This window comes from Pseudomonas sp. KUIN-1 (genome assembly GCF_009176725.1).
GTDB classification, from domain to species: Bacteria; Pseudomonadota; Gammaproteobacteria; order Pseudomonadales; family Pseudomonadaceae; genus Aquipseudomonas; species Aquipseudomonas fragariae.
Genome location: NZ_AP020337.1, coordinates 5,837,629 through 5,863,210, shown reverse-complemented (window position 1 = coordinate 5,863,210; position 25,582 = coordinate 5,837,629). Strand labels below are relative to the sequence as shown.

The 25,582-nt window shown below is 55.4% G+C and carries 21 protein-coding genes and 6 pseudogenes; 2 read left to right on the top strand and 25 right to left on the bottom strand.

Annotation, left to right across the window (positions count from 1 at the left end; all coding sequences use genetic code 11):
• Positions 1-50: 50 nt before the first annotated feature.
• The 4 genes and pseudogenes from KUIN1_RS28885 to acpP all read right to left on the bottom strand — a co-directional run.
• Positions 51-407 (bottom strand): annotated as a pseudogene (locus KUIN1_RS28885) (methyl-accepting chemotaxis protein); the annotation flags it as partial.
• 555 nt (positions 408-962) lie between these two features.
• Positions 963-2,069: pseudogene (locus tag KUIN1_RS28880) on the bottom strand (FIST signal transduction protein); the annotation flags it as partial.
• 120 nt (positions 2,070-2,189) lie between these two features.
• On the bottom strand, positions 2,190-2,990 hold the full coding sequence (locus KUIN1_RS26675; RefSeq protein ID WP_058399342.1) for a mechanosensitive ion channel family protein: 801 nt from the start codon (positions 2,988-2,990) through the stop codon (positions 2,190-2,192).
• 172 nt (positions 2,991-3,162) lie between these two features.
• Positions 3,163-3,399: an acyl carrier protein gene (acpP, locus tag KUIN1_RS26670; protein ID WP_058399348.1), complete on the bottom strand. Its 237-nt coding sequence runs from the start codon at positions 3,397-3,399 to the stop codon at positions 3,163-3,165.
• 194 nt (positions 3,400-3,593) lie between these two features.
• Between acpP and KUIN1_RS26665 the strand changes: the two genes are divergently transcribed.
• Together KUIN1_RS26665 and KUIN1_RS26660 are read left to right on the top strand one after the other, a co-directional pair.
• Entirely contained in the window at positions 3,594-4,061 is a 468-nt protein-coding gene (locus KUIN1_RS26665) for a hypothetical protein (RefSeq protein WP_024659492.1), read from the top strand.
• A complete protein-coding gene (locus KUIN1_RS26660) occupies positions 4,054-6,501 on the top strand; it encodes a PEP-utilizing enzyme (RefSeq protein WP_152092405.1) in 2,448 nt (815 codons plus the stop codon). The genes KUIN1_RS26665 and KUIN1_RS26660 overlap by 8 nt, the downstream gene beginning before the upstream one ends.
• A gap of 521 nt (positions 6,502-7,022) precedes the next feature.
• Here the strand turns inward: KUIN1_RS26660 and KUIN1_RS26655 are convergent.
• The 21 genes and pseudogenes from KUIN1_RS26655 to KUIN1_RS26555 form a co-directional block, all read right to left on the bottom strand.
• Positions 7,023-8,117 carry a fatty acid desaturase family protein gene (locus tag KUIN1_RS26655; protein ID WP_152092404.1) on the bottom strand — a complete coding sequence of 365 codons (1,095 nt, stop codon included), beginning with the start codon at positions 8,115-8,117 and terminating at the stop codon, positions 7,023-7,025.
• Positions 8,110-9,243 carry a sterol desaturase family protein gene (locus tag KUIN1_RS26650; protein WP_024652716.1) on the bottom strand — a complete coding sequence of 378 codons (1,134 nt, stop codon included), beginning with the start codon at positions 9,241-9,243 and terminating at the stop codon, positions 8,110-8,112. The genes KUIN1_RS26655 and KUIN1_RS26650 overlap by 8 nt, the downstream gene beginning before the upstream one ends.
• Positions 9,240-9,860 (bottom strand): phosphatase PAP2 family protein, encoded by a 621-nt coding sequence (locus tag KUIN1_RS26645; protein WP_116865911.1) that lies wholly within the window; start codon positions 9,858-9,860, stop codon positions 9,240-9,242. Before KUIN1_RS26645 ends, KUIN1_RS26650 begins: the two co-directional genes overlap by 4 nt.
• Positions 9,857-11,140, bottom strand: coding sequence for a F390 synthetase-related protein (locus KUIN1_RS26640; RefSeq protein WP_116865910.1), 1,284 nt, complete (start codon positions 11,138-11,140; stop codon positions 9,857-9,859). Before KUIN1_RS26640 ends, KUIN1_RS26645 begins: the two co-directional genes overlap by 4 nt.
• On the bottom strand, positions 11,137-11,943 hold the full coding sequence (locus KUIN1_RS26635) for an MBL fold metallo-hydrolase (RefSeq protein ID WP_116865909.1): 807 nt from the start codon (positions 11,941-11,943) through the stop codon (positions 11,137-11,139). Before KUIN1_RS26635 ends, KUIN1_RS26640 begins: the two co-directional genes overlap by 4 nt.
• Entirely contained in the window at positions 11,936-12,952 is a 1,017-nt protein-coding gene (locus KUIN1_RS26630) for an NAD-dependent epimerase/dehydratase family protein (protein ID WP_152092403.1), read from the bottom strand. The genes KUIN1_RS26635 and KUIN1_RS26630 overlap by 8 nt, the downstream gene beginning before the upstream one ends.
• Complete coding sequence (locus KUIN1_RS26625; protein WP_024652721.1) at positions 12,949-13,956, bottom strand: 3-oxoacyl-[acyl-carrier-protein] synthase III C-terminal domain-containing protein; 1,008 nt, start codon at positions 13,954-13,956, stop codon at positions 12,949-12,951. Before KUIN1_RS26625 ends, KUIN1_RS26630 begins: the two co-directional genes overlap by 4 nt.
• Positions 13,957-14,096: 140 nt before the next feature.
• Entirely contained in the window at positions 14,097-14,525 is a 429-nt protein-coding gene (locus tag KUIN1_RS26620) for a DUF2628 domain-containing protein (protein ID WP_116886985.1), read from the bottom strand.
• Positions 14,526-14,877: 352 nt separating this feature from the next.
• Positions 14,878-15,064, bottom strand: a pseudogene (locus tag KUIN1_RS26615) (IS66 family transposase); the annotation flags it as partial.
• 10 nt (positions 15,065-15,074) lie between these two features.
• Positions 15,075-15,365, bottom strand: a pseudogene (locus KUIN1_RS26610) (RHS repeat-associated core domain-containing protein); the annotation flags it as partial.
• Between the two features lie 43 nt (positions 15,366-15,408).
• Positions 15,409-15,717 carry a hypothetical protein gene (locus tag KUIN1_RS26605; RefSeq protein WP_096134047.1) on the bottom strand — a complete coding sequence of 103 codons (309 nt, stop codon included), beginning with the start codon at positions 15,715-15,717 and terminating at the stop codon, positions 15,409-15,411.
• 183 nt (positions 15,718-15,900) lie between these two features.
• Positions 15,901-16,212 (bottom strand): hypothetical protein, encoded by a 312-nt coding sequence (locus KUIN1_RS26600; protein WP_116886984.1) that lies wholly within the window; start codon positions 16,210-16,212, stop codon positions 15,901-15,903.
• Positions 16,213-16,389: 177 nt separating this feature from the next.
• Positions 16,390-16,599 (bottom strand): hypothetical protein, encoded by a 210-nt coding sequence (locus KUIN1_RS27790; RefSeq protein ID WP_172980085.1) that lies wholly within the window; start codon positions 16,597-16,599, stop codon positions 16,390-16,392.
• A gap of 495 nt (positions 16,600-17,094) precedes the next feature.
• Positions 17,095-17,406: a hypothetical protein gene (locus tag KUIN1_RS26590; protein WP_103713659.1), complete on the bottom strand. Its 312-nt coding sequence runs from the start codon at positions 17,404-17,406 to the stop codon at positions 17,095-17,097.
• A gap of 96 nt (positions 17,407-17,502) precedes the next feature.
• Positions 17,503-17,973 (bottom strand): hypothetical protein, encoded by a 471-nt coding sequence (locus KUIN1_RS26585; protein ID WP_116886982.1) that lies wholly within the window; start codon positions 17,971-17,973, stop codon positions 17,503-17,505.
• Positions 17,970-19,823, bottom strand: a pseudogene (locus KUIN1_RS26580) (RHS repeat domain-containing protein); the annotation flags it as partial. The pseudogene KUIN1_RS26580 and the gene KUIN1_RS26585, both read right to left, overlap by 4 nt.
• 184 nt (positions 19,824-20,007) lie before the next feature.
• Entirely contained in the window at positions 20,008-20,433 is a 426-nt protein-coding gene (locus tag KUIN1_RS26575; RefSeq protein ID WP_054091957.1) for an SMI1/KNR4 family protein, read from the bottom strand.
• A complete protein-coding gene (locus KUIN1_RS28875; protein ID WP_346330269.1) occupies positions 20,430-20,936 on the bottom strand; it encodes an HNH/ENDO VII family nuclease in 507 nt (168 codons plus the stop codon). Before KUIN1_RS28875 ends, KUIN1_RS26575 begins: the two co-directional genes overlap by 4 nt.
• Positions 20,919-21,158: pseudogene (locus KUIN1_RS26565) on the bottom strand (RHS repeat-associated core domain-containing protein); the annotation flags it as partial. The gene KUIN1_RS28875 and the pseudogene KUIN1_RS26565, both read right to left, overlap by 18 nt.
• A gap of 120 nt (positions 21,159-21,278) precedes the next feature.
• Entirely contained in the window at positions 21,279-21,707 is a 429-nt protein-coding gene (locus KUIN1_RS26560) for an SMI1/KNR4 family protein (RefSeq protein WP_232060000.1), read from the bottom strand.
• A gap of 15 nt (positions 21,708-21,722) precedes the next feature.
• The gene (locus KUIN1_RS26555) at positions 21,723-25,208 is read right to left on the bottom strand and encodes an RHS repeat-associated core domain-containing protein (RefSeq protein ID WP_232060037.1); all 3,486 of its coding nucleotides are present in this window, start codon (positions 25,206-25,208) and stop codon (positions 21,723-21,725) included.
• Between the last annotated feature and the right edge of the window lie 374 nt (positions 25,209-25,582).

Genomic DNA, 25,582 nt, shown 5'->3' with positions numbered 1-25,582 from the left:
AACTCGGTCTGCGTCAGGACGGGCAATATGCCGTCCTGACGCAGGCGCTGCTACTGAGTCAGCCCGCGCAGGGTATCGGCCAGTTGGCGGGTACGCTGTGAAGTGCCCGCCGTCATGTCGCTGGAGCCTTCCAGTTCCGACAGCAGCCCCGTCAGCGTTCCGACCTCAAGGGACTGCTCCTCGATGTGCTGCGCCACCTTGCGAATCTCCTCGGCCAGGCGCTCGATATCGGTGCCGATGTCGTTGGCGTTCTGCGACGTCTTCTGCGCCAGCTGGCGCACTTCATCGGCCACCACGGCAAAGCCACGTCCCATTTCACCCGCCCGTGCAGCCTCGATGGCGGCGTTCAGCGCCAGCAGGTTGGTCTGTCCGGCGATCTGCTGGATCGTCTGCACCACCGACTGAATGCGCAGGCTGGACTTGGCCAGCTCCCGCGAGCCCAGCACCACCTCGTCCGCCTGACTGACCAGGCTTTTGACGGTATTGCCCGCTTTGTCGATAACCGTTTCCTGCTGGGTGATGGTCTGCGACAGCTCGTCCATCGACACATGCAGCTCGCCAGAGTAGTGGCGCAACTGAGCGGCGATTTCTTCCTGATCATGATGGGCCTTGACCAGCACATCGCCCAGGTCGCTCAGGCCACCGAACACCGGGCGGATCTGCTCGTCCAGACCACTCGGGTCAATGGTTTGCACGAAGTTACGCTGCTTGAACTGATCGATCTGCTTGACCACCACATGGCTCAGACCAGCCAGCTTCTTGATCTGCCGGCGCAGAAAGAACGCCTTGAACTCGCCGTAATAGGCGATGAAGTTATCGATGTAGTCGTCGCGGAACGGCTGGCCTTCGGGCACTTTGAAAAAGAACACGGCGGTGAGCGTCTGGTTGAGGTTCAACCCCAGAATCTCGCCAAAGGTCGAGAAGCCCACCACCGGCGTCGCACCGAACACATCGTTCATCCGGCCCAGCTCACTGCCGTTGTTCAGGCGCCGCAGGATGCAGTCGCTCAACAGACCCAGCAGCGGCTTTCCGGACTTGCCCTGCAGAAAGCGCGCGAAGTCGTTGCGCGTGGTGTCGATCATGGATGTTCGTTTGACCATCACCAGCTCTTCGCCGGGCGCCACGTCGCAGAACAGGTGAACCCGCTCGCTTTCATAATCGATGCGCGCAATCGAGCGCACGAACAGCTCTTCGCCCACCCGGATGGCGAACGAGTACTGCGCCAGCTTGCCCTCCAGCTCATGCCGCTCGCACTTGAGCGCGTCACACAGCGCCGCAACCATGGTGGTGATCTCGCCTCTGGCGTTGACCACCTGGCTGATGTAACGCTCCTCCAGGGAGGCCGTCAGCACACTCAGGCTCAGTGGCGTCGGCTCGAAGTTCTGGCTCTTGAAGACGCCGAAGCGCACGTTTTTTGCGCTCTTGAGAAACACCACCTGGGCATGATTTTCGTAGCTGCGTTTGCCGTCGTGAATCAAGGTCTTCTTGAAGTCGCCTTTGCCCCCCGCAGAACCGCCGACGAACAGGCACGGAAAGCGCCCGGACTCATACAGCGCTTCCATGAAGAACGACTCCGACGCCGACAGCCCGTCGAACGTGACGTAGGCCAGCGTATCGCGGTGGTCGATGGGGGTGTTGATCTGCGTGCGCTTGATCGAGTCGGTCAGGCGCGCAATGCGCTCACGCATCGACAGTCGCTTGCCCGCGCCGCGAATGTCTTCGCTGTGCAGCGGAATGTGTAACACCTCCGCACTCTTGATGACGCTTGAGTCGAACAGCGCAAGGACAATCCTGTCCCACTGGTTATCCGCCGCGCAGTACAGCGAATCATTGCCCGAGCACAGTTCGCCTGACGTTGTGCACAGGCTGATCTTCGCGTTGGGAAAGCGCGCAGCGACAGACTTGGCTACCTGATCGAAGTCGACGTGCGGCGAAACGAAACCGGTCAGATAGACCGGATCGAAGCTCAGCGCAGACAGTTTGGCGTTCAATTCTCGGGCGGACGTAATGACACTGATGGCGCCCTCGGTCCGCGACGTGCCGGCCCGAAAACGAGATAAAAGGCTCATGGTTAAACCCGTAAAGATAAAAAGCAGAGGCCACGCGGAATATGGACCGATCCTTATTGATCGGCTGCCAACAGGTTCGGGTGAGCTTGAAGGGCGATGAATTTTGCCTATGCGTGCCGCTCAGGACAGGTGCAGCATCAACGCTCTGATGAGGGCAAGCGTCTGGCGATGCACCGAATCATAATGATCATTGTGGCAATAGGGCCGTACCGACAGGGTGATGGAGTCGGCCGTTGTGGAGGACAGGTGCACATCGACAGCGGGGCTGCTCAGTACATTGGGCAGGCGGGCGATCTGATCCTTGAGGCGCGGGATGATCTTCTGCTCGTCGGCGGTGCCTGGCAATGTCGCGGTCAGTTCGACGCTGCGAAAAGCATTGCTGGAAAAATTGACGATCGTGTCAGAGAAGATCTTGTTGTTGCCCACCAGATTCAGCACGTTTTCCGGAGTGTTGATCGACGTGACGAACAAGCCGATTTCGACAACGGTCCCGGTCACGCCCGCCGCCGAAATCAGATCGCCGACCTTGAAGGGCCGCAGCACGATGATGAACCCCCCCGCTGCCAGATTGGCCAGCAAACCCGACCAGGCCATGCCGATCGCCAGCGCCACGGCCGCCAGCAGCGCCGCAAAACTGGTGGTCTCGATGCCGCAATAGCTCAGAATGGCGATCACCAGAATGATATGCAGCGTCACCGTGATGAACGAGCCGACATAGCGCAGAACCGTCGGATCAAACCGCTGCCGCGTCAGCGAACGCTGCGCCATCCTGACCAGCACACCGATCAGCCAGCGACCGACAATCCACAGCAATGCGGCGATCACCAACCTCAAAACAACAGTCGCTCCGTATTGCAGAACGATAGTGAACAGCGAGTTGATTCCGTCAGTGTCGATATTGATGACATTCAGCGCATCCATCACCGCTACTCCCGACTGCTAGGCTCGCCCGGCAGATGGCCTGACGAGCGGAGCCGTACATTGAAGGGCAAAGCGGGTTGGTGGCTACTGGTAGTTTTGACTGGAGGCAAAGGGCCTGCAACTGGCGTTGGGGAACTCAGCAAGTGTGGTGGGCTGTTAGCCTACATCGTGTCTATTTTTTGTTTTTTGAGATGTAGTCAACTATGTTTTGCACCGTTTTGAATTTTTCAAAGTCTTCATCCGGGATCTTGATGTTGAATTCTTCTTCCAGAGCCATGCCGAGCTCGACAATTTCTAAACTGCTACCCTTGAGATCCTTGGTTATGTCAGATGTCGGTTTTACATCTTCTTGCGCTGCTTCCAAATGCTCGGCCACCAATTCTTTTACACGTGTCATTACATCTACCATGATGATCATCTCCTTGATTGCGTTTTTTACTGACTACTGAAGGATAAAATTAGGCCGCGGCAGAAAAGCTGTCTACTGGCATTAATAACAGTTGTTCAACAGTGGGAGGTCTGAGCAGTTTGGCCATGCTCGTATTAAGCCCATCGAGAAATCGCTAAACTCGCCATCTCACAAGGACGATTCAAGGACCTGGTATGCCGCTCTCTTCTGACACCCTGCGCCGTACACTGGTGATCTGGCTGTATGCCGTCGCAGTTGCGCATGTGCTGGGCAGTCTGGTGTTCACCTGGGCAGGCTTTTCCGGCTTGCTCGATGGCTATCTGACTAGCCTCGAGCAGGCGTTCTGGACCGAGGCGGTTCCCGCCGCTGCTCGCGCGCAACAGGTCTGGTGGATGGCGCTGTTCGGCGCAACCTTGCAAACGTATTCCGTGTACATGCTGGCGCTGGTGCACCTGGGCAACCGCCTGAAAAGCGCCATGCCCTGGGGCTGGCTGATTGCGGGCCTGCTGCTTTGGGCGCCTCAGGACATCCTGATTTCCGTGCGTGGGGGCGTCTGGTCGCATGTGTGGCTCGATCTGGCAGCGCTGCTGGCCTTGTTGCCGCCGCTGATCTGGCTGTATCGCCATGATCGCCGCACGTCGAAGGAGCCTCGCCATGTCTGACTTGCCGCTGCTGTATCTGCTGGCGGGCAACGGCAGCAGTGCCGAATGGTGGGACGACGCGCTGCCGCATTTTCAGCAGCATCAGGTCGTGCCGCTGGAGCTGCCAGGTTTCGGCAACAATCCTCAGCCACCCTGCGAAGACCTTGCCGCCTGCGCCGATGCGCTGTTGGCGGCGACCGTGAAGGGCAGCGCCATCGTCGCTGTGGGCGTCAATGCCTTGCTGGTCATGCATGCCTTGCAGCGCCAGCCGGGGCATTTCTGCAGAAGCGTGCTGCTGGCACCGGTGGGGGCTTTTCTGTGGCGGCGGCGCTTGCCTGCGCTGATGTCGCCGCTGCCCATTCGCAAGACCATTCACTGGCTGCTGGCCAACAAACCCACACTGTTTGCGCACAAGTTTTCCAGACAGACCTGGCCTGCCGCGCACTACCAGCGCATGGGCTCCGGTTACGCCCGCTGCCGTGCTTTCGTGCCGTATTGGGACCTGTTGCGTGCCGACACCGCGTTGCCGCTGCTGGAGTGGGTGCAGGATCCGATAGAGCTGGTCTGGGGCGATCAGGACAAGGTCCTGGGCATCGAGCAGGCAGCCGCGTGGTCGGCCATTCTGGCGCGTGCCGACCTGACCATCAGCCTGAAACCGGGCTGGGGTCACTACCCGTGGATCGACGCGCCGGCCGAGTTTGCGCAGTGGCTGGAGTCGGGCGAGCGCGGCTTCGTTGCGCACACCAAAGGCGGCCGTCTACGTCTGGCGGCCATCGCCGGGCAACCGGTGCCCGAGGCACTGTCTCTGGAGCAGGGCGATGACTCGGCCTTGCCCGCGTTTCTGGCCCGTCAGCCTGACGCTATCTGGGCCGTGCGCTCATCCAGCTTCGGTGAGGATCAGGCCGATGCGGCCAATGCCGGTCTGAGCACCACTTTTCTTCGTGAGCCCGGCCACAACGTACCCGCGCGCGTCGCAGAGCTGCACAACGCTGGCGTCGAAGAGGTTGTGGTGCAGCGCTTCATTACGCCGGTGCTTTCCGGCATCGCTTTCGTGCGTCACCTGTCGGTCGAGCTGGAGTGGGTGGAAGGCCATCTGGAGTCGCTGGCCGACGGTCAGGCAAGTCCTGAGCGAGCGATCATTTCCCGCCTCGGCGCGGCCTGGAGCAGCGGGGGCTTCAAGCCATCCCACGGTTTGACCGAGGAGGTGCTCTGGGACTTCCTGCAGGGCGTTCTGCGCGTATTCCACTACGTGCCGGGCGACGTGGAGTGGGCCTGGGATGGCCGCCAGCTGTGGCTGCTGCAGTACCGCCCGATCAGTGACTACGGCTGGCGCCGCCACCTGACCGCCGCCAATATTGCGGAGATCCTGCCGCCACAGCCCAGCAGGCTGGTCGAGTACGCACAGCGGCGTGCCGCAGGCAGCATCCCGGCGATCATGGCGCGTTGGGATTCACGCGTGTTGCAGGACAACGAGCCATTTACCGCACTGTTTGGCGCAGCTTCCTACATCAACAACGACCTGTTTCTCGCACGTCTGGCTGACTGGGGCATCGCCTCCAGCAGCTACGCCGACGAGGTCGGCGGCGCGACCCCGCATCTTCCGTGGCGACCGCTGCGTCTGGTGCGCTCATTACCGGTGTTTCTGCGGATGCAGCGCATCGCGCGTGGCCACTTGCTGACCCTGGAAAAGCAACTGCACCGCTTCGACCGAGAGCTGCATGCCCTCACGGCCCAAGGTGCTGACGGCCAGCAATTGGCTGACTGGTTCACCCGTTTCTACGTATTCGTCGTGCAAGGCAACCTGTGCATCGCCACCTCGCTGGCCAGCAGCGGCGGAGACCTGCTGGGACGTCCGCCGACCGCTTACGACGACCTGGAGCATTGCCCGCACCGGCTGCCCTGGGAAACCGACCCCGCGACCCCGCGCCCGGCAGCCACTGACCTGCCTTTACAGGCCTTCCCGACCTGGCCGGGTTTCATTCGCATCGCCCACCGCGCAGGCCTGCCGGGCATGCGCGGCTACTACCTGCAAGTACGCGAGTGGTATCGCGACAACCTGATGCGCCTGTTCTTCCGCCTGCACCACGCCATGCCCAGCGCCGACCGCGAACACTGGTTTGCGCCGCATCCGGACATTCGCAGCCGCACGGGGAGCTTCTGGCAGGACGGCCGCGAAGGCACCGAGCAGGCCACCGGCTTCATGATCTATCCGGGCCAGGTCCAGGGCATTCTGGGCGAGGACATCCTGCTGGAAGACACCCTCGACCCCGGACGCCACGCGCACTACCAGAACGCCCGCGCGGTGATCGCGCGCATGGGCGGGCGTCTCTCGCACGGCTCGACCTTGCTGCGTGAACTGCGCAAACCCTCGGCCGTGCTGCCGCAGGTTGATCTGGCGTGGGTAGGGCGCGAAGTGTTGTATGTGGATGGGGAGTTGCGGCTGGTGGAAGGGCAGGCATAAAGCCCGAGGGGAGTTATCCACAGCCAACCCGCACGCTCATTGAGCGGCGCGGGTTGGCACCACCGAGGTATAGCGAAAGGCTTACACGCGGTGGAGGGATTTGGCCATTTCCGAACTGGTCCTTCCTCCGTATTATTGGATCCATCAAGTGGTGAACAGGAGTTCACCAGGATCAAGGATGATCGACCATCGCCTAGGAGGCAGCCGACAGGGAGTCGGGATGGTCTTGGAAAAACCCGCTTCGGCGGGTTTTTTGTTGGGCGCGATAAAGTCCTCTGTGATCCCGGATCATGTGCGCGGTGACTTCCGCTTGCGCAGGCTCTGACGATGTTCCTCGAGATCTTTACGGCGATGCATCTCCCGACAGATCTCCTTGCGCTCGCACCGAATGAGCGCCCAATGCACATGCAATTCGCGACCGTGCCGGCTGTTGAGCGACAAAAGGCCAGCGATGGGAAAAACAGACAAACAATATCAGTGCGGTCATGCCAGAAGTCACAACGCTTCTGGCTCTGAGTTCGTCAGGTGATGTTCGTCACCTGCGTATCCTGACCCATGCTGCGCAAGAACTTTCGCTGCTGCCTGAGCAACTCACGGTAGTCGATGCAGCGATAGTGCAGACCGTGGCGGGGTGCCAGGTCGGCGATGATGTTTGCCAGCGCCGGGTAGTGTCGATGACTCCAGCCAGGGAACAGGTGGTGAGTCAGATGAAAGTTCAGCCCGCCCACGGCATGGTGCAGCCAGCGTGGAGAGGTTTGCCAGTCGCAGGTTGTCGCGAAGTTATGTCGATACCAGCCGTGTGGCATCAACGGGCTGTCTGATGGCTGATAGAACTCCGCTTCTGCCCAGTGCGTACCGAGCAGCAGAAATACCACCCAGAGAGAGGCGAGCATCTGGCTCACAAAGTACGCGATCAGCACCGTCGTCCAGCTGCCCTCGAATATCACCAGCGGCACTATCAGTACCAGCAGCAGATGGCATGCCTTACTGGCCAGAAATACCGCCCAGCCTTTGTTTCCCGGAAGTATTCTTTTGGCTTTGAGCGGCGTCTTTCCAAGACGGTCCGACCAGTCGAATATCCATGAGATGTAGGGCAGCGACAACGCTGCGACCATGGGCCAGTAAAGATGTTGATAACGCATGTGCTTACGCCAGCCCTGGAAGGGCGACTGTCGCAGGACGCCATTCTCCTCGGTGTCCAGATCGTAATGTTCAACGTTGGCATAGGCATGATGAAACTGCACATGCCTGACTCGCCAATAATCCGGATCAATCCCGAGCGGCAAGGTCATCAACCTCCCCACCAGCCGGTTTGCCCAGGCGGCCCGGAAAAAAGCATTGTGGGTGGCGTCGTGAAACACCATTACGTTGAGTAGCATGCCTGTCAGGACAAACAGGAAATAGCAGCCCACGAATGCCCACGCATTGAGTTGCATAAGGCTCGAGGCATAAAAACCGCCGCACAGCAGGATAAGGAGCAATGCCGTCACCTTTTGCCGAATGCTTGCGTAGCGATGGTCGTCTGCCAGGTAGGCGTGGGCCGCCTGCTTGAGGGCGTGATGAAATGCCTGTTCGCCATCGGCAGGAAATGACAGGGGGGCAAGTGACTCAGCCATGATGTTTTTCCACCGGATTTGCGGCTGAAAGGTTGTAGCCGCGAGAAGACACAGCCACCCATGCGCCGTGCAGGGCGAGGGCGACCATCGGCAATTGCCAGTAAACCTGCGACCAGCCGTAATAACCCAGAAACAGCAACGCCAGCCCCAGGCTGACTATCAGCCAGACAGGAACACTCCAGGTCCTCGCTTCGGTCATCCCTCCCAGCGCCACAGAGCCCACCACGAGAAAGACGAACAGGACGACCTGCGGCCAGGTGATGTCGCTGTAGCCATAGCCGTATTGATAGATATAGCCCACCACCAGCGCGAAGAGCAGCAACGCGCCGCTGAAAATGCTCAAACCCGAAACGCGCGAGCGGGTCGGTTCGTTCGATTTTATCGACAGTCGCAGGTAATGCAGAAAAGGTACGTTGCTGGCCCAGAACGGATTTGCGGAAGAGCGAGGCCCTCCGATTCCAAACGTGTAAGGCACATCGGGCAGCCTGGAAAATGTGCCGAACAGCTTGTCCCAGAAAATGAAAGTACCGCCGAAGTTCTTGTCTGAGTAGGCCCGGTCTTTGACGTGATGCACGCGATGATGGGTCGGAGTAACGAAAATCTTTTCCAGCACGCCCAGCCTGGGTGTCAGCGCATTATGGTTAAAAAACTGCATCGAGTAATGCAGGATCGACACTGCGACAAACACATGCAGTGGCACCCCCAGCACGGCCAGCGGAATGAAGAACGGAATCGAGGTGAGTGACGAATACCAAGAGTTACGCACGCCCAAGGACAGGTTGAAGTGCTCGCCCTGATGATGCACCACATGCACGGCCCAGAGTACGCCAACGTGGTGATGCAGGCGGTGCAGCCAGTAGAAACAGAAATCCCAGGCCAGCAACGCGAACGCCCAGACCCATAGTGGCGGCCATGTATCCAGCAGGCCAAGGCTCAAGTACGTGGCGACAAATCCGTAACAGATGACTTCCAGGCCACGGAACAGCCACAGCATGAGGTGGCCGGAATTCAGATTGAACACCACGTCATGCCAGTCAACCGGCTTGCGCTGCATCCACTGCAGAATGACGGCCTCGCCTGTTACGGCCAGCAGCATGATGATGATCGGAATGGCCAGATCGCTCATTGCATATTCCCTTTGAGTGCGACTTGCCTGCTTCGGCCGAGCGCATCGAACAGCATACCCGCCACCAGTGCGAGCACGGCGCCACTGACCACGTCGATGAACAGATGACGGCGCAATTGCAGGATCGAATAAGCAATGGCGGCCACCCATAAGACAAACACTGCAGTACGCGCGCTACGCCTTGCTGCACTGATCCCCCAGACTGCCAGCACCATCAGGGCCATGTGCAGGGATGGCAGGCAATTCTGGGTCGAGTCCACATAGGTCAGTGCTGCCAGAAGTGTAGAGCTTAACGTTGTGCCCTCATCGACCGGGTACACCATCGTTGTCGGCCACAGCAGATAGACCGTTCCGGCACCCAGTGCGGTAAGACGCATGGCGCGAGACAGCCAGCGCACCCGATCAAGCGGGGTCATCAGATAGCCCAGTGGAACAACCACGAAGAACGACAGGTACAGCCAGATTGCGTGGGGCGTGAATGCGATCATTCGGTCGAGCGGCGAGGGTGTCATGACCTGGCCGGTGCTCTGCAAATGGTCGGTCAGCGTATAGATCAGACCGACCGAACCCCAGCCAAGCAGCATGTGCCACAACCGAAACATCATGGGGTTGTTCATGCTTCTGCCTGCCGGACAATACGGCGTCGTTTTCGATCGAAGTTCGGCATCACGTTCTGCACCGTCAGTTGCCATTCAAGTTTGTCAGTGGCAATACCCTGTTGTGTGAACAGGGCGACAAGTTGTCTACGGCTGTGCTCCAGTTCGGTTTGCGTACAGTCTGCAATCAGCTGCAGCCGGGTTTTCGAAAGCTGAATCAAGCGGTAGTCACTGGTCAGTGGCAGTGCATTGGCAATTGCCCGACTGCACAGGTCGGCAAAGATAATCTGCATCTCACCGTGCTGGTCGGGCAGCGAAAGCTGATCGTCGCGGCGACCTTCGATTCGGGAAATCGCCATCGAATGCTGACCACACGGGCAGGGCTCGGATTGCCTGACCAGTACATCATCCAGTCGGTAGCGTACGATAGGCTGGGTGCTGCGAGTGAAGTCGGTGATCAACGGCGTGAAGCGCTGCTCATCAAGCCACTGGGGCTCGATATGCACGAACTCTTCGTTCAAATGCAGTGTGCCATGAGAGCACGTGGCCGCCAGAAAACCTTCGGTTGCCTGATACACCTCGCCGACCTCGCGGAACACCGTGTTCAGCAACTGGCGATCCTGCTCATCCAGGACTTCGGCGACGGAGATCACTTTCTTTACTTCGAGTTGGATCTGCCCGTCCAGAACGGCCAGGGCCAGGGCGCGCAGCACCTGTGCTGGCGCAACGATAATGGTCGGCGCCTGTGCTTGTAAGCGAGGCAACTGCTCAGTGAACGGCGCGAACAGGTCATAAAAGGCCAGGCTCAGCCAGCGATTGTCGACGCTGTGGTACAGGTTATTGTCCGCACGTAAAAACAGCGCGACTCGCTCACCCGCGAAAATACCGTCTGGCAGCATCTTGGCAAGCATCCCGCCCGCCCAGATCTGCTGTTCCTGCGGGCTCACGACGAAAACGCCGCGCTGCCCTGACGTGCCCGAGGACAGCCCGACGCTAAAGCGGCCGATGCGTGGCGTGAAGTCGCGTTCGGCTTCGCCGCGCCTTGCGCAGGCCAGCAACTGATCACGTTGCAGACCTGCGGTGTTCATCTGGTCGAACTGCGTCATCATCAGCGCTTTGTCCATCAGCGGCCATTCGTTGAATGGCAGAGCGCTGTAAGCCCGAAAATAAGGACTTTTGGCCAGCACCCTATTCGCAAAGCGTTTCAGTTGCCTGTTCTGAAAATGCTCCAGTGCCTGGCGACTGGAAAAGCGCAGGCGACGTGCTCGCCAGTAGTGCCAGAGCGTCATCACCGGGATCATAAATCGCCCTCGTGGCACAAACGAATATCCACATGGCCTGCTGCCCACAACAGGTTCAGACGGTTCAGCGTCTGGTAGTAGGCCTTGCTGTCGTCCATCAGCACGTTGGCAAGCACCGAAGGCCCGCGCAATTCTTGATAGCTCAGCGGCGACCATGCGGAATCACTGGCCAGCAATGTCCAGCCATCTTCGGTGAGAATAAATGCACCCAGGTGTCCGGCGGCATGACCTGGTAGCGGCACCAGAACAATCTGCCCGTCACTGCCCGGTAGTTCGTAGCCATGTGTAAACGGGGCCAACTGTGCAGACAGGCTCACCTGCTCAAAGCCCTCCACGAACTGCAACGCCGCTTCGAAACCTTCCGGAATCAGTCCCGGTACGAAGGCGCGCTTGAGCGCGGCGATGCCACGTAATGAGCGGGTTTTCTGCCAGCCTTCGCCCGAGCAGATAAAGTCGAGATGACTGAAGTCCCGCAGGCCGGCAATGTGATCGGCATGAAAGTGGGAAATAATCAGCGCCTGAATATCGTTGGCCGCGTAACCCGCATTACGCAGCTGATCCAGCAGCGTTTCACCCGCATCCAGGTATACCGGAGTAACCTGGCTGTAGATGCGGAACACCCCCGACCGGGTATGCTCCTGAAAATGGTTGGCGTAGCCGGTATCCCATAACCAGCGGCGATCGCCAACCTCCAGCAGATAAGCTCTGGACGGAAATTTGCAGACCCTCAGGCCCGCGCCTTGCAACGCCATACAACCGATATGCGTGCAGTAACCCACTTCAAAGGTGGTAATGCTAGCCATGGGGCTTCACCGCGTGAGACTTAAGCCACTCTCCCGTGAGCTGAACGCCTTCTTCCATCGAGTATCGCGGCCGGTAGCCCAGTTCTTCAATGGCTCGCGTCTGGCTCAGGGTCATATCGAAGTTCACCGCCGCCACACTGTATCGAGTCAGCACGGGTTCCTTGCGCGTTATACAGGCCAGAAGCTCGAGTGCCGTCGCCAGCGAGTGCAGCAATCGGTAAGGTACGCGCTGCACACGATAACGAATGCCGAGTTGTTCGTGCAGTAACAACTGCAAGGTATCCACCAGTCGCATGGGCTGATGATTGGTGATGTTGTAGGCGGCGCCTGAAGACAAAGAATTGTTATGGCTCGCCAGGTCCATGGCGTGCACAACGTTCAGTACAAACGTCAGGTCCAGTACCGCCTCACCACCACCGGGCAAACGCAGCATGCCGCGGTCGCGTTCTATCTGGCCCAGAATACGGGGCAGAATCACCCGGTCATACGGGCCGAACAAGCCACGGGGCCGCAGGATAATAAACGTGGTCTGTGGATAAAGCGGTACCAGCGCCTGTATGGATTGCTCTGCCTGATACTTGCTGCTGGCGTAGTGGTTGGCGAATCGTCGGGCACGGTATTGCTCGTCAATACACTCATGGTCTTGAAAATCGAAATAGATCGCAGGCGTGGATATGTGCACGAAGCGCGAAACGCCGCAGCGGCCCGCTGCCTCGGCCAGCTTTTCTGTGACGACTACATTGGCCTCATGAAACTCGGCCTCGCTACCCCAGGGAGAAGACTTTGCCGCGCAGTGCCAGACCACGTCACTGCCGAGCATCAATTGCTCGCATTGCTGTGCTGTAGCCCGGGTCAGATCCAGGGCGGTGAACGCCGCTCCTTGTTCTCGCAGCAGATTCCCCACTGCCGAGTCACGTCCGGTGGTATGTACCCTATGGCCTGCGTTCAATAGCCACTCTGCCGCATTGCGTCCGAGGCCACTGGTGGCGCCGGTCAGCAGAACCTTCATGGCAGCAGCACCATGCCCGCCAATGTCAGACCGGCAGCGGTACCGATCAGCATCACGGGTTTGCCGGGTGTAAAGCGGCCGGTGGTAAAAGCAGTATGCAGCGCCGTCGGAATCGATGCCGAGACCTGATTACCGTGATAGCGATAAATATCCACCAGCACCTCAGGCCGTACTCCAAGCCTTTTCCGCATGTGCTCAAGCGACAGATGGCTGGCCTGATGGGGGACGACGGTGGCGATCTCGGCAAGCGTCAATCCGCTCCTTTCCAACAGGCGTGCGAGGTAGCCCTCGATCAACGCGGCAGCCTGACGAAACAGCTGCTTGCCCTTCATATGGAACAGAAAGTCGCTGTCAGTCATGCCTGCACGTGGATTGCGGCGTGTACCGCCTGCTTGAATCTCACACAGGTCGCTGCCTTGTGGATAGGTCTCGGACAGGCTGCTCAGAATGCCGCTGCTGCCGTCACCGCGTTCGACAATGGCGCAGGCTGCTCCGTCGCCGAGGATCAGCGAGCTTTCTTCGTCATCCCAGTCGATACCGCGTGAAACGAGATCTGCCGACACGACCGCAATGCGTTTGTAGATCCCGGCATTGAGCAAGCCGGCAGCGACCTGTAGCGCTGTAATGAAGCCGACACAACTGCTGTTGATATCAAAGCCGGGCGTACCCGATGGCAGATGGGCCGCTTTGAGAATCAATGCTGCCGTGCAGGGCAAGGCCTGCATGGGTACTGCCGAGGCCGAGATCAACAGATCGATCGAACCCGCCGGGATCTGCTCTCTTCTCAAGGCATCCTGAAGTGCTTGTGCTGCAAGTTCGGCCTGGCTGGCATCGAGTGTTGCGTGAAAACGACAATGTACGCCGGAGCGCTTTTCGACATAACCCGCAGGCTTGTTCAATAACGTGTCCAGCGCAGACGAGTCCACTCGATTTGCGGGCACCGCTACGCCAGTCGCAATAATTTTCAGTGGCAGCAAGGCTGCGGAGGAGGAGGGCGCTGTCATTGGAGTCCTGGCTTCGCATCCATGTGGCAATTACCTGAATGACTGATTCAAATATAACGCTGGCTGAACATGGCATGGGTCGATGAACCGCGAACCCTCATGCTCGGCAAGGGTAGGGTGTCATCGGTTATCTTTTCGGGTTAAAGACGCATGCCTTTGAACGGGTTCCAGCCTTGCTCGCCTTTTACTTCTTTGAGGTAGTACGAATAATTGACGGTCAAGGCATACATCAGCGAGAAGGCCACATTCAGACCTCCCCCCAACGCGTAAGGAACCTCGGTTCCCAAAAGCGTGCATACCAGAAGGATCAAGGCGTTGGTCGCGAGCATTATGCCAATCAACGCAATGCCTTTTTTCCACAGGCCCAACACGAAGAAATAAATGGGGCCAAAGAAATACGCGATGACGTTGAAATTGATCCGCATTTTCTTCCTGAAGCCGGGAAGTGATTTTAGGCCGGCCTTGAAGCGCGGGTCGTTCGGCGCACCATACGTCTCGAAGAAATTGAAGCGCTCCTGCCACGTGGCGCTATACGTGCCAGTGCTGCGCGTCTGATCTGCTGTGCTCATGGTGCTGCTCCTGATGTTCCATTGGGGTGACGTCTTTCTTCCGGGAAATCCTGTGTTCTGGCGTTTTTATGATCAGGGTGCTGAGTGTATGGAGTTTTCGGGTGGTGTACTACGCAACCGTGTAACCTGGGCGCTAAATCGCCACAATTCTTCATCTGGTCAGCCTGATAGGCAGCCATTGACTGGAGTCGCTCGTTTTTCTGGTCAGGTTGCGGCCAGATTATCGGCTGTCGTGGCTGGTCCGTCCCCATGGCTGGACGCGCCTAAAGCGTCTTGCCAAGGGATCCGCGCCACGAACCCCGCTTGGCAAAAATGAGTATCTGGTTTACCGAGGCATCCCTGGCGAGCAGTTCTAAGGCAGTCGGGCTTCGTAATCTTTTACCGATGCAGCATGCTGCAAACGCTCACGTATAACGCTCCTGAGCGTTGAGTTTAGCGGTCTCTACGCGGCTGTAGATCTGGGCGCTGGCAGTGGCGCCTTTGGTTATGTCGCTGAACCGCCAGGCTTTTCGCCCGATGGCGTACGGTCGGATTGCCTTAGGCATCGTAATCGTAATCGTAATGGTGGTCGCCCTGCATCAGCAGGCGGTTGCCTTTGACGTTGGCCAGGTTTGCAGCCGGTTGGTCGCCTTGGCCGAGCAGGTTGCCTGCCGGGTCATGAGCGAAGCTTTCCGGGGTGGTGCCCCGCACGTGATCAAGCGGTCGAGCGGGTCTAGGTGGCAGCTGCGGTTGCCTTTGCGGCTGTCGCCGATGCCGGCGCCGGAACAAGTTTCGGTCCTGCTGGCTGACGCTGTGCGCCTGCAGTCGGCCTTGGTCATCGTACTGATACTGACTCAGCAGTTCGGTGACTGTACTGAACACGATTTCTGCGGACGTCATTCATTTACGCTCGGAATTTAATTATCGGTATATTGAATTTTTTGAGCGACTGGATGAAGTCGTTTAGTGTGGGGGGTGACAGCTTTAGAAGGTCCAGTATCCAGAGCGCGTTTAGTTCGACAAACAAAGGTGTCCACTCGGGATCGGCTGCTTCAGCCTCGGGTAACTCGAATCCCGATAACCCATGCCCTTTCCCTGCTGAAAACAACAAGCATTTATGCTCGTAGGAGTACGCGATAAATTTTGGCCAGTCCGAATCGTGAGAGTTATCTAACAGAATCTCTTTCTTTGCTAAAATGAAGTAGTCTTTCATTACTTTTCCGCAGGACCTCTATTTCGTCAAAATAAATAACTCAACTGCTTGTGTGAATCTGTTGTGCATCTACATTGCCATATTCTGGATATGATTCAGGAAGTGGTTCTACGTTGATTTTATCTTAGTCACCATTTCCAGAATGGCCAGAGTTTTTAAGGCGTAAATTTGATCGATTAATTTTCAGGACTCTATAAATTCGGGGGTTCCTATTACAGTTTTCAGCTTTTCTAGAAAGTCTTCTTCATCATGAAATTTATTGTTATCTATAAAGTCTATGATCCATAGTGCATCTAAAGTGGTAAGGGTGTCGCGCCACCTTGGTTCTTTGATTTCAGATTCTGGCATATCGTTTGCGGCGAACCCATAGCCGTTTCCTTCGGCTAGATAAAATAAGTTATATTTATATGAGTAGGCTATTAATTTTGGCCATTTAGAACTATGTGGCAGTGTGGGTTCTAAATGTTTTTTTGCTATCACGTAGAAAGCTCTCATTCTTGTCCAGTATTATGTGGGCTTGATTGGGTTGGTAATATTTATGGGTTTTATTGCAATCCCTATTACGTCGATCTACAGGTCATATCTGGAGTGGGATCTTTGAGATCTAGTATCGAGGATTATGATTGCCGTATTAATGCTGTTGCTTTGGCTGACTGCGAATTTTAATTTCAGCTATAAATTTTCTATGTTTTTTGGTCCACCATCTTTGGCTAGTTTTTTTATTTTTGCATTATAGCTTTCAATATCTTGGTTGTCGCTGGAATTGCTGATTTCTTTTTTTAATAACCTTATGGATTCTGAGATTTTCTTTGTTGCTTTCGATCCTAGATCACGGACTAGGTCAAGATTGTTTTCGGATAGAATTGGAGCTTTCTTTTTCATATGGTAATAGCAGACAATATTCTCCAACAGGTTATTAGCATCTTCAACAGTGCCTTCTATGCTTAGTACGTACGTTGTAAAAGCATTTTTTAGTAAGGTGTCCGGTTTTTTTTTGCGTTTTTAGAAAGCTACATAGTCCAGACCAGTTAATTGCGTGGAGCTGAGTGCCCCAGTCTGGATCTCTTGTGAAGTAAATTCCCATACCCCCGAAATACTCTGGAAGCTCATTTCTATTCAAAGCTTTTTCAAAATTACTAATCATTGAGGTTTCTCTCAGTCATCGTAGGCGTTTAGAAATTTGTTGATATCCATTCCATGCACAATTTTTGCTGAAGCTATTAAAGCTGCTTACTTAATTCCGCTTTTCGTTTCACCTCTGGGTGCTCGCTTTTTGTCATATACTCCTGCTTCATTTTCATGAGGCACTTCATATTGAAATCCAGGATCGTCAGAGTTGGATTTACAAGGGGTTAACCCATTTTTTGAGTTTATATATCATGATTTTATGATTTCAACAGTGTTGCGCTTTGCTTTTATATGGGTTTCAAGTAATGTTTTTTCTAATCTCGGGGTGCTAGTAATTAGTTTTAGGAACCAGTTGGCGTCCAGTATTTTGAATAGTCTATCCCATCGGGGTTCGTTGGCGATAGTTTCGGGCACGACAATGCCATTAAATCCGTGACCGTTGCCTTCAATAAAAATAAATGATTTGTTTTCATGACAGTAGCCAATGATTTTTGGCCATTCTGGACTGTTTAATATTTCTGGCTCCAATTCCTTTTTTTCAATCACATAGTAATTATTCATTCTTTCTCCGGGAGGATATCTACTCTATCGAATTTTATTATTAGTCTATAGAGTTGTGACTTTGTTTGAGATATCTCTAATGCTACTTTTAGTTGCTCAAAGATTTTCAAGATCGATGGTGCAGCCATTTGATTTTATTTCTAAAAGGAAATTATCAAAGCTGATTACCGGCTTTCCTGCGTTTTTAATGTCATACTCTTTTCGAAGCAATCTAAACAGCTTTCCGATCTTTTCTTTCTGTGCATCATCAAGTTTTTGGATCAGGTCAAAGCCGTTCTCAGACATAAAGCTTGTCTCTGTTCGCAGCAAGTAATAGCAGCCTATGTTTAATAGGAGTGAGTCTGCGCTCTGGTAGTTGATATCTAAAGGGTCTAAGTATGCGCCGAATGCATCAAATAATATTCGGTTAGGATTTTCTTTCAGCTTTAAATATCCACATAAGCCTTGCCAGTTGTTGATATAGAGGTGGTCGCCCCAGTCAGGGTCACGAGAAAAATATTCGTTTTGACCTTTAAAAAACTCTGGAAATTCGTTTTTTTCTAAAGCTATTTGGAATTTAGTTTTCATTGAAGCTTTTCCCAGTCTTCGAATTGATCTAGCAGTGCGCCAATGTTTTTGTCGTGTTTTATTTGCTCTGAACCTATTAATGCGGCTTCTTTTGTACCACTTTTTGTCGCTCCTCCAGGAACCCATTCTTCTGGGTAAGCACCATTTTCCCTTCCGTTGGGCATTTCGTATGTAAATCGAGGGTCTTCTGGTTTTATACGCACCAAGTAAATGGCCGTATCGGATAGATCATCTGCTCCTAAATTGAGCTCATTACTTAAGACGCGCCAATCTTTATTGGATGAGTTATATTTTCCTACAACTTCATCCATTTCAGATGATAAACCTACGAATTTACGCTCTGGGAGACTCCCGTATCTTGCACCTGTGATCCATTTCTCAATTACGACAAAGGATCCACCTTCTTTTGCAAAAATTTCCCGATGAGCGCTTACATAACTCTCTGGAAGATAGTCGCCGGGATTCGGTGGCCGATCTGCTTTGTCCATGTCGATAATTTCGTCGAACTTTTCCTGAGTCATTGGCAAATGGTCAGGTTTAGTAGCGTTCGCCGAGTTTGTCGGAAGCTTGCAATCAGGCCCCGGACAAGCCGAGCTCAACCCCAACGGATCCACCCACCCCGTAGGGTTAGGCACATACTGGTAGTTGTTCAACCCACCCACCAGCTTGATCGGATCCGGGGTCAAAAACCGGCCAGTGCCCGGATTGTAATAGCGATGGCGGTTGTAGTGTAAGCCCGTTTCCGCATCGAAGTACTGACCCTGGAAGCGCAGCGGGTTGTCGATTTCGGCGATGTCGAGGGTGGCGAGGTTGCCGTAGGCGCGGTATTTCGCCGACCACATGATCTCGCCGCTGTAGTCGGTGAGTTCCTGCGGCGTACCGAGGTGGTCGAGTTGGTAGTAGAACGGAGTTGCTTTCAGCGGGCCTTCGCCGTCCAGCATCGCCAGCGGGCGGAAGGTGCCGGGTTCGTAGATGTAGCTGCGATAGCGGTTGTCGGCGCTTTCGGCGATCAGGCGTTCGCCTTGCCAGAGAAATTCGGTGGTGTGGCCATCGACGGTCTTTTCGATGCGTCTTCCGAAGGCGTCGTACTTGTAGGACGCGGTACTGCCGCCCGGCAGGCTGACGCCGATCAGCCGGTGCTGGCAGTCGTAGCGGTATTCGGTGACGAGTTTCTGGCCGGTGCCGCGGCGCTCACGGATCTGATTGCCGTAGGCGTCGTAGTCGTAGTGTCGGTCGCCCTGCATCAGCAGGCGGTTGCCTTTGACGTTGGCCAGGTTGGCAGCCGGTTGGTCGCCTTGGCCGAGCAGGTTGCCTGCCGGGTCATGAGCGAAGCTTTCCGGGGTGGTGCCACGCACGTTGATCAGACGGTCGAGCGGATCGTAATGATAGCTACGGTTGCCTTTTCGACTGTCGTTGACGCCTGCCAGATTGCCGTTTGCGTCGTAAGCGTAGTGGCGATGGAACAGATGTCGGTCCTGTTGGCTAACGCTGTGTGCTTGCAGTCGGCCTTGTTCATCGTACTGGTATTGGCTAAGCAACAACCCCTGTTGGCGCTGCTGTTCGCGGCCGGCGTTGAATTGGTGAGAGGTCAGGCGCGAGCCGTTTAGGTCGATGCTGCTCAGCTGTCCGCCGCGCTGGTGGTGGTAATCGAGTTTGCTGCCGTCAGGCAGGCGGCACTGGCTCAACTGGCCAAGCGCGTCGTACTCGTAGCGGGTGGTGCCCCAGCCCTGATGCTCGGTGATCAGGCGGTCTTGCAGATCGTATTCGTAGGCGGTGCTGTGGAAATAGAAGCCGGTTTCCTGCTGGATCAGGCCATTGCTGTAATAGTCGAGGTGATAGTGCTCGCCGCGCTAATTAACGCGCGCCCTCCTAGACCTTTGTGGATGGCAACGGCGGGACCAGTTGCAGCTTAACGCCTTACATGTTAACTCAATTTGGTCAACTCAGCGGCTAATGACTACTAGACAGCGACGCATAAGCGGTACCGCCCCAGGACTCATTGTGCTGCGTGAACTGTATCGACTGGTTTTATCGTTAAGATAAGTACCAAGTTAGAAACTCAAAAAAACTGTCCCATTTTAACTGCTGTTTTCCAGCTAGAAAATCATCTCGACTAGCAAGGCTGAAATCTAAAACCTGCCCGCTATTTTTGTCATACAGATAACATCCTTCGCCTTGAACACTTGTTAGGCAAATGAAATTTTTTGGAAGATCCCATACCTCATGAATAAAGTTGGTGCCGACCTCTATCTCATTGCTAGGTTCGGCTATGTCACAGAGTTCTTCATTTGAAGAGTTGCTTTTGAAAAACGTTATTGTGTAATTTAGAAAAAACTCTGACAACTCACTGTCTAGATTTATATCTAGTGCTGCTAGCGCTTCGATAACTGATCGTTTATCTGTCCGATGAACATTGCCCGGTTGCTTTTCAATAAGTTGAATCAGCTCGTTCGGAATCATTTCGCGGCCTCCGCTGCTCGGTCTTTCCAGTATTGTGGGACTTCTTTCTTGAAGAGCTCTCTGTCTACAGGTGCATCTGGGTGTTGGTTATGTCCGTAAGGATGTACTGCTTCTCGGCCCTTACCTTTTAAGGTTGTAAGGTGAGTCTTACGACTTAGCTCAAAAAGCGGCCCCTTTCCATTTTGTCTTGAGTGGTGCAACTGAAGCTGTTGAGGAACCCCATCCTTCATGATGTAAGGGGCACCTCCTTCTTTTGCTCGATCCAAGTTCGACATGCCTTTATGCTCCAAATTCCAGTCGATATCCTGTTGAAAAACTTTGTATTCATTCCCTGTACCCTTTCCACTTGCTTTCCATGTGCTTTCAGTTTTAAAGAACTTTGGATTCTTACCGCTTTCAGGCCCCGGAGCATCCGGTGCACCTTCATTTACCTTAGCGCCAGTTTCAGGAGACTCAGGTCTGGATAGAGGTTTACACCCGTCCGCTCCCGGACAGTTATCCAACCCCAACGGATCCACCCACCCCGTGGGGTTAGGCACGTACTGGTAGTTGTTCAACCCACCTGCCAGTTTGATCGGGTCGGGCGTCAGAAACCGTCCAGTGCAGGGATTGTAATAGCGATGGCGGTTGTAGTGTAAGCCCGTTTCCGCATCGATGTACTGACCCTGAAAGCGCAGCGGGTTGTCGATTTCGGCGATGTCGAGTGTGGCGAGGTTGTCGTGGGCAATGCCCGCCGGCTACAGAGTATTGCTACTGTGGCCGGTGAGCTTTCGCAAGCCATTTCTGTAAATTAGCTAAAAAGAATAAATCTCAGCACGATTTTTCGGAAATAGCGTTGATGTTTATTACTCGCTCCACATGTTAACAAACTCGTCAAAGTTATTGGCTATAAAGGATGTTTCATTTGAGTTTGGGTCAAATATCTCCACGGTGGGAGAGGGGTTTTTAAAGTTTAAGCAAATTAAGTAACCGCCTGCGTCCCTTGCTATAGGAACAAAACCATTAGGAATGTTTGGTGGTTTTCCGGATCCTGAATACCATGAAACTGTATATGGTAAGTCATTAGGCAGTAGCGAAAAAAATTCGCTTATGCATGTTCCTGTTTCAGCATACGGAAAGGAAGAAATTTCTGGAGACGCTTCATCAGAGTAAGTGACCAAATCTAAGTATGTGCTCGGAAAGGTCACACCAAGTGATGTCTGTACCTTAGATATTGAATTGCTGTCTATAACAGAGTTTTTTTCAATTCCAAAGGAGCTCCAATCGATCTTCATAAAACTCTCCTAACGTTAGTTTTTACCATCTGCAAAGCCTCCTTTATTACCTGGATGGAAGAGCCTTTGCCACAAAGCGTTCCACTGTGGGCCCTTCGATTGTTCATGCTGATATCGCCAAACTAGCTGGAGTATATCTGTCCCCGGTACATGGTGCCATGTTACTTCTTTGCTAGGGCTTATGCCTTTTGTCGGTATCTTGGTTCCTTTGACTTGCCTGAATCCTGGCACCATGATCTCCATAATCCTATTGAAATCAGCATCAGAATCTGCAGCGCTTAAAAGATTTCCATTCGCAACTTTGAAATGCTCTGCGCGATTTGGAATGGCTAATATATCTGGACCAATTTTGGTCTCGTACAAAACGCTATACGCATGAGGATCTAGTGGCGTTGCCATGCCGCTTAAGACTTCGTTACGGTCCGCTGCGGATGGATCCTCTGGTCCACGCATACTCGGCTTACAACTGGGGGTTCCCGGACAATTATCCAACCCCAACGGATCCACCCACCCCGTAGGGTTAGGCACATACTGGTAATTGTTCAACCCACCCGCCAGCTTGATCGGGTCGGGCGTCAGAAACCGTCCAGTGCCGGGATTGTAATAGCGATGGCGGTTGTAGTGTAAGCCCGTTTCCGCATCGAAGTACTGACCCTGGAAGCGCAGCGGGTTGTCGATTTCGGCGATGTCGAGGGTGGCGAGGTTGCCGTAGGCGCGGTATTTCGCCGACCACATGATCTCGCCGCTGTAATCGGTGAGTTCTTGTGGGGTGCCGAGGTGGTCGAGTTGGTAGTAGAACGGAGTTGCTTTCAGCGGGCCTTCGCCGTCCAGCATGGCCAGCGGGCGGAAGGTGCCGGGTTCGTAGATGTAGGTGCGATACCGGTTGTCGGCGCTTTCGGCGATCAGGCGTTCGCCTTGCCAGAGAAATTCGGTGGTGTGGCCATCGACGGTCTTTTCGATGCGACGGCCGAAGGCGTCGTATTTGTAGGACGTGGTACTACCGCCCGGCAGGCTGACGCAGATCAGTCTGTGCTGGCAGTCGTAGCGGTATTCAGTGACAAGCTTCTGTCCGGTGCCGCGGCGCTCACGGATCTGATTGCCGTAGGCGTCGTAGTCAAAGTGTCGGTCGCCCTGCATCAGCAGGCGGTTGCCTTTGACGTTGGCCAGGTTTGCAGCCGGTTGGTCGCCTTGGCCGAGCAGGTTGCCTGCGGGGTCGTGGGCGAAGCTTTCCGGGGTGGTGCCACGCACGTTGATCAGGCGGTCGAGCGGATCGTAATGATAGCTACGGTTGCCTTTTCGACTGTCGTTGACGCCTGCCAGATTGCCATTTGCGTCGTACGCGTAGTGGCGATGGAGCAGGTGGCGGTCCTGCTGGCTAACGCTGTGTGCTTGCAGTCGGCCTTGTTCATCGTACTGATACTGACTGAGCAACAGACCTTGCTGGCGTTGCTGCTCGCGGCCTGCGCTGAACTGGTGGGTGGTCAGGCGCGAGCCGTTGAGGTCGATGCTGCTCAGCTGTCCGCCGCGCTGGTGGTGGTAATCGAGTTTGCTGCCGTCAGGCAGGCGGCACTGGCTCAACTGGCCAAGCGCGTCGTACTCGTAGCGGGTGGTGCCCCAGCCCTGATGCTCGGTGATCAGGCGGTCTTGCAGGTCGTATTCGTAAGCCAGCGGCCAGTTTCCGTCATCAACGTTCACCAGGCGCCCAAGCGCGTCGTAGCGGTAGTGGATTTCCTCGCCATCGGCGAGGGTTTTGACCAGCAGACGGCCAGCGCTGTCACGCTGATACTCGGTGACCAATTCACTGCCGTCGTCGCCGAACTCGGTTTTCTTCAGCAACTTGCCGTTGAGGTCGTACTCGTAGGCGGTGCTGCGGCCGTCGAAGCCGGTTTCTCGCTGGATCAGGCCATTGCTGTAGTAGTCGAGGTGGTAGTGCTCGCCACGTTCGTTCTCGATCTCGGTAAGCAGCAGGCGGGCATTGTCGTAGCGATAACGCAGTTGGCTGCCATCCGGGTTGATGCGGCGGCTGACCAGATGCAGGTTGTCGGCGTATTCGTAACGGGTAATGCGGCCCAGTTCGTCGCGCTCGGCGGTGACTTTGCCGTAGGCGTTGTAGGTGAACGCGCGGGTGGCGCCGCCGGGCAGGGTGATCTGCGCCAGGCGGTTGGCTGCGTCCCATTGGTAATGGGTGATGGCGCCGGTTTCTTCCTGACGGGTGATCTGCCGGCCAAGTGCGTCGTAGCGGTATTTGCGCTGACCGCCGTCGGGCAGGCGCTCTTCGAGCAATTGGCCAAGGCCGTTCCAGCCCAGCGTGTGACGACTGCCGTCGGGGTGACGGATTTCCAGAAGGCGACCGTGCAGGTCGTAGCTGTAATGGGTTTCGTTGCCGTCCGGATCGATCTGGACGGTGATGTCACCTTGACGATTGCGATCGTATTTCCATCGCGCATCGCCACGTTCGACGCTTACCAGTTGGCCGTCGAAATAGCCGTAATAGGTTGGAAGTCCTTCAGAGGGGACGAGGGCGATCAGGCGTCCGGCGTCGTTGTAGCGGTATTCAGTGACGGCGTCGAGTGCATCTTTTTCTGCAATCAGACGCCCTTGTTCGTCGTAGATTTTCTGTGTTTTTGCGCCATCAGGATCGGTCTGGCTGACCAGCCGGGCGTTGGTGTCATGCACGTAAACCTGTTCGCTGCCGTCGGCATTGACGACCGTGGCTGTGCCGTTGTCATCCCAGACGTAGCGTATGTCCATCTGCGAGTAGTTGGCCCACTGGCGCACGCAACGCGAAGCCTTGCCTTCGCGTTCCCATTCCCAGTGGAAGCTGGCACCACCGGCCAATTGCCGTTCGAGAATGACGTGCTGATCGTTGTAGCGATAGTGCTCGCTTTCACCCGCTGCGTTTGTGGCGCGTACCAGTTGATGGTGCTCGTTGTAGTGATAGGTGACCAGGGTCTGTATGGTCAGCCACGGATCCTGCCGCTTGCCTTGCTCATCATATTCCGGACGTTGTTGCTGGTAGTCGACCGAGGCGATGTGGCGGTCGTCGTAACGCAACAGCAGCGAGCGTCCTGCGCCGTTGTCGATACGCTGGATGCGGTCAACCAGGTCGTACTCGATATGTAACTGGTTGTCGTAGGCATCGCTGATGGTTGTCAGTCGACCCGCACGGAAATGATAGAAGCGCGGCTTTTGCCCAGCCTGGGTCAGAATGAGTTCGCCCGGCGCATCGCCGACGAAAATTGCTGCACTGGCCAGGCTGTTGGTAATGGCCGGACGTTGTTCGGTTGGCATCGGAAAGCGGGTCTGACGATTCTCATTGTCAGTCCAGAGAACACCCTCATCGTCCAGTTGCAGACGATGGGAAAGCGAATGGCTCCAGCCGTGGCCCAAGCGGCTATCAATTTCGACTGCGCTGGTCCGGTACAGACGTGTCCACTCGAGATTCAGCAGTCCGCCGAGCTCACCGTCGGTGAGGGTCAGAAGCTCTTCCCCCGTGACCATTGAAACAGGGTCGCCGTTGGTACAGGTTTTCTTCGCAGGTTCTGCAGGTTCATCAGCCGGGTTCTTCGACTGTTCAGGCGCGTCGTCGACTGGCTCTTTCTGTTCAACCTTTGTGGCGTTCTTCTTCTTGCCTCGTGCTTGAACCTGCGCGTCCGCTTCCACCGCGCCGGAAATGGGCGGTTTTTTCTTCGGTGCTGTAGCCGTGACAGCCGGTTTTGGAGGTGCGATGGCGACGTCGGCCTTGCGCGCCGGGTTCAGCCTGGCATCCGCATTCAGCAGCAGGGGCTTGGCGGTTTCGGCGTGAGCTTCTGCGTTTTTAACAACCAGATAGAGACGCTCCCCAACCTGCAATGGCCGCTAAGCCAACCAGACCT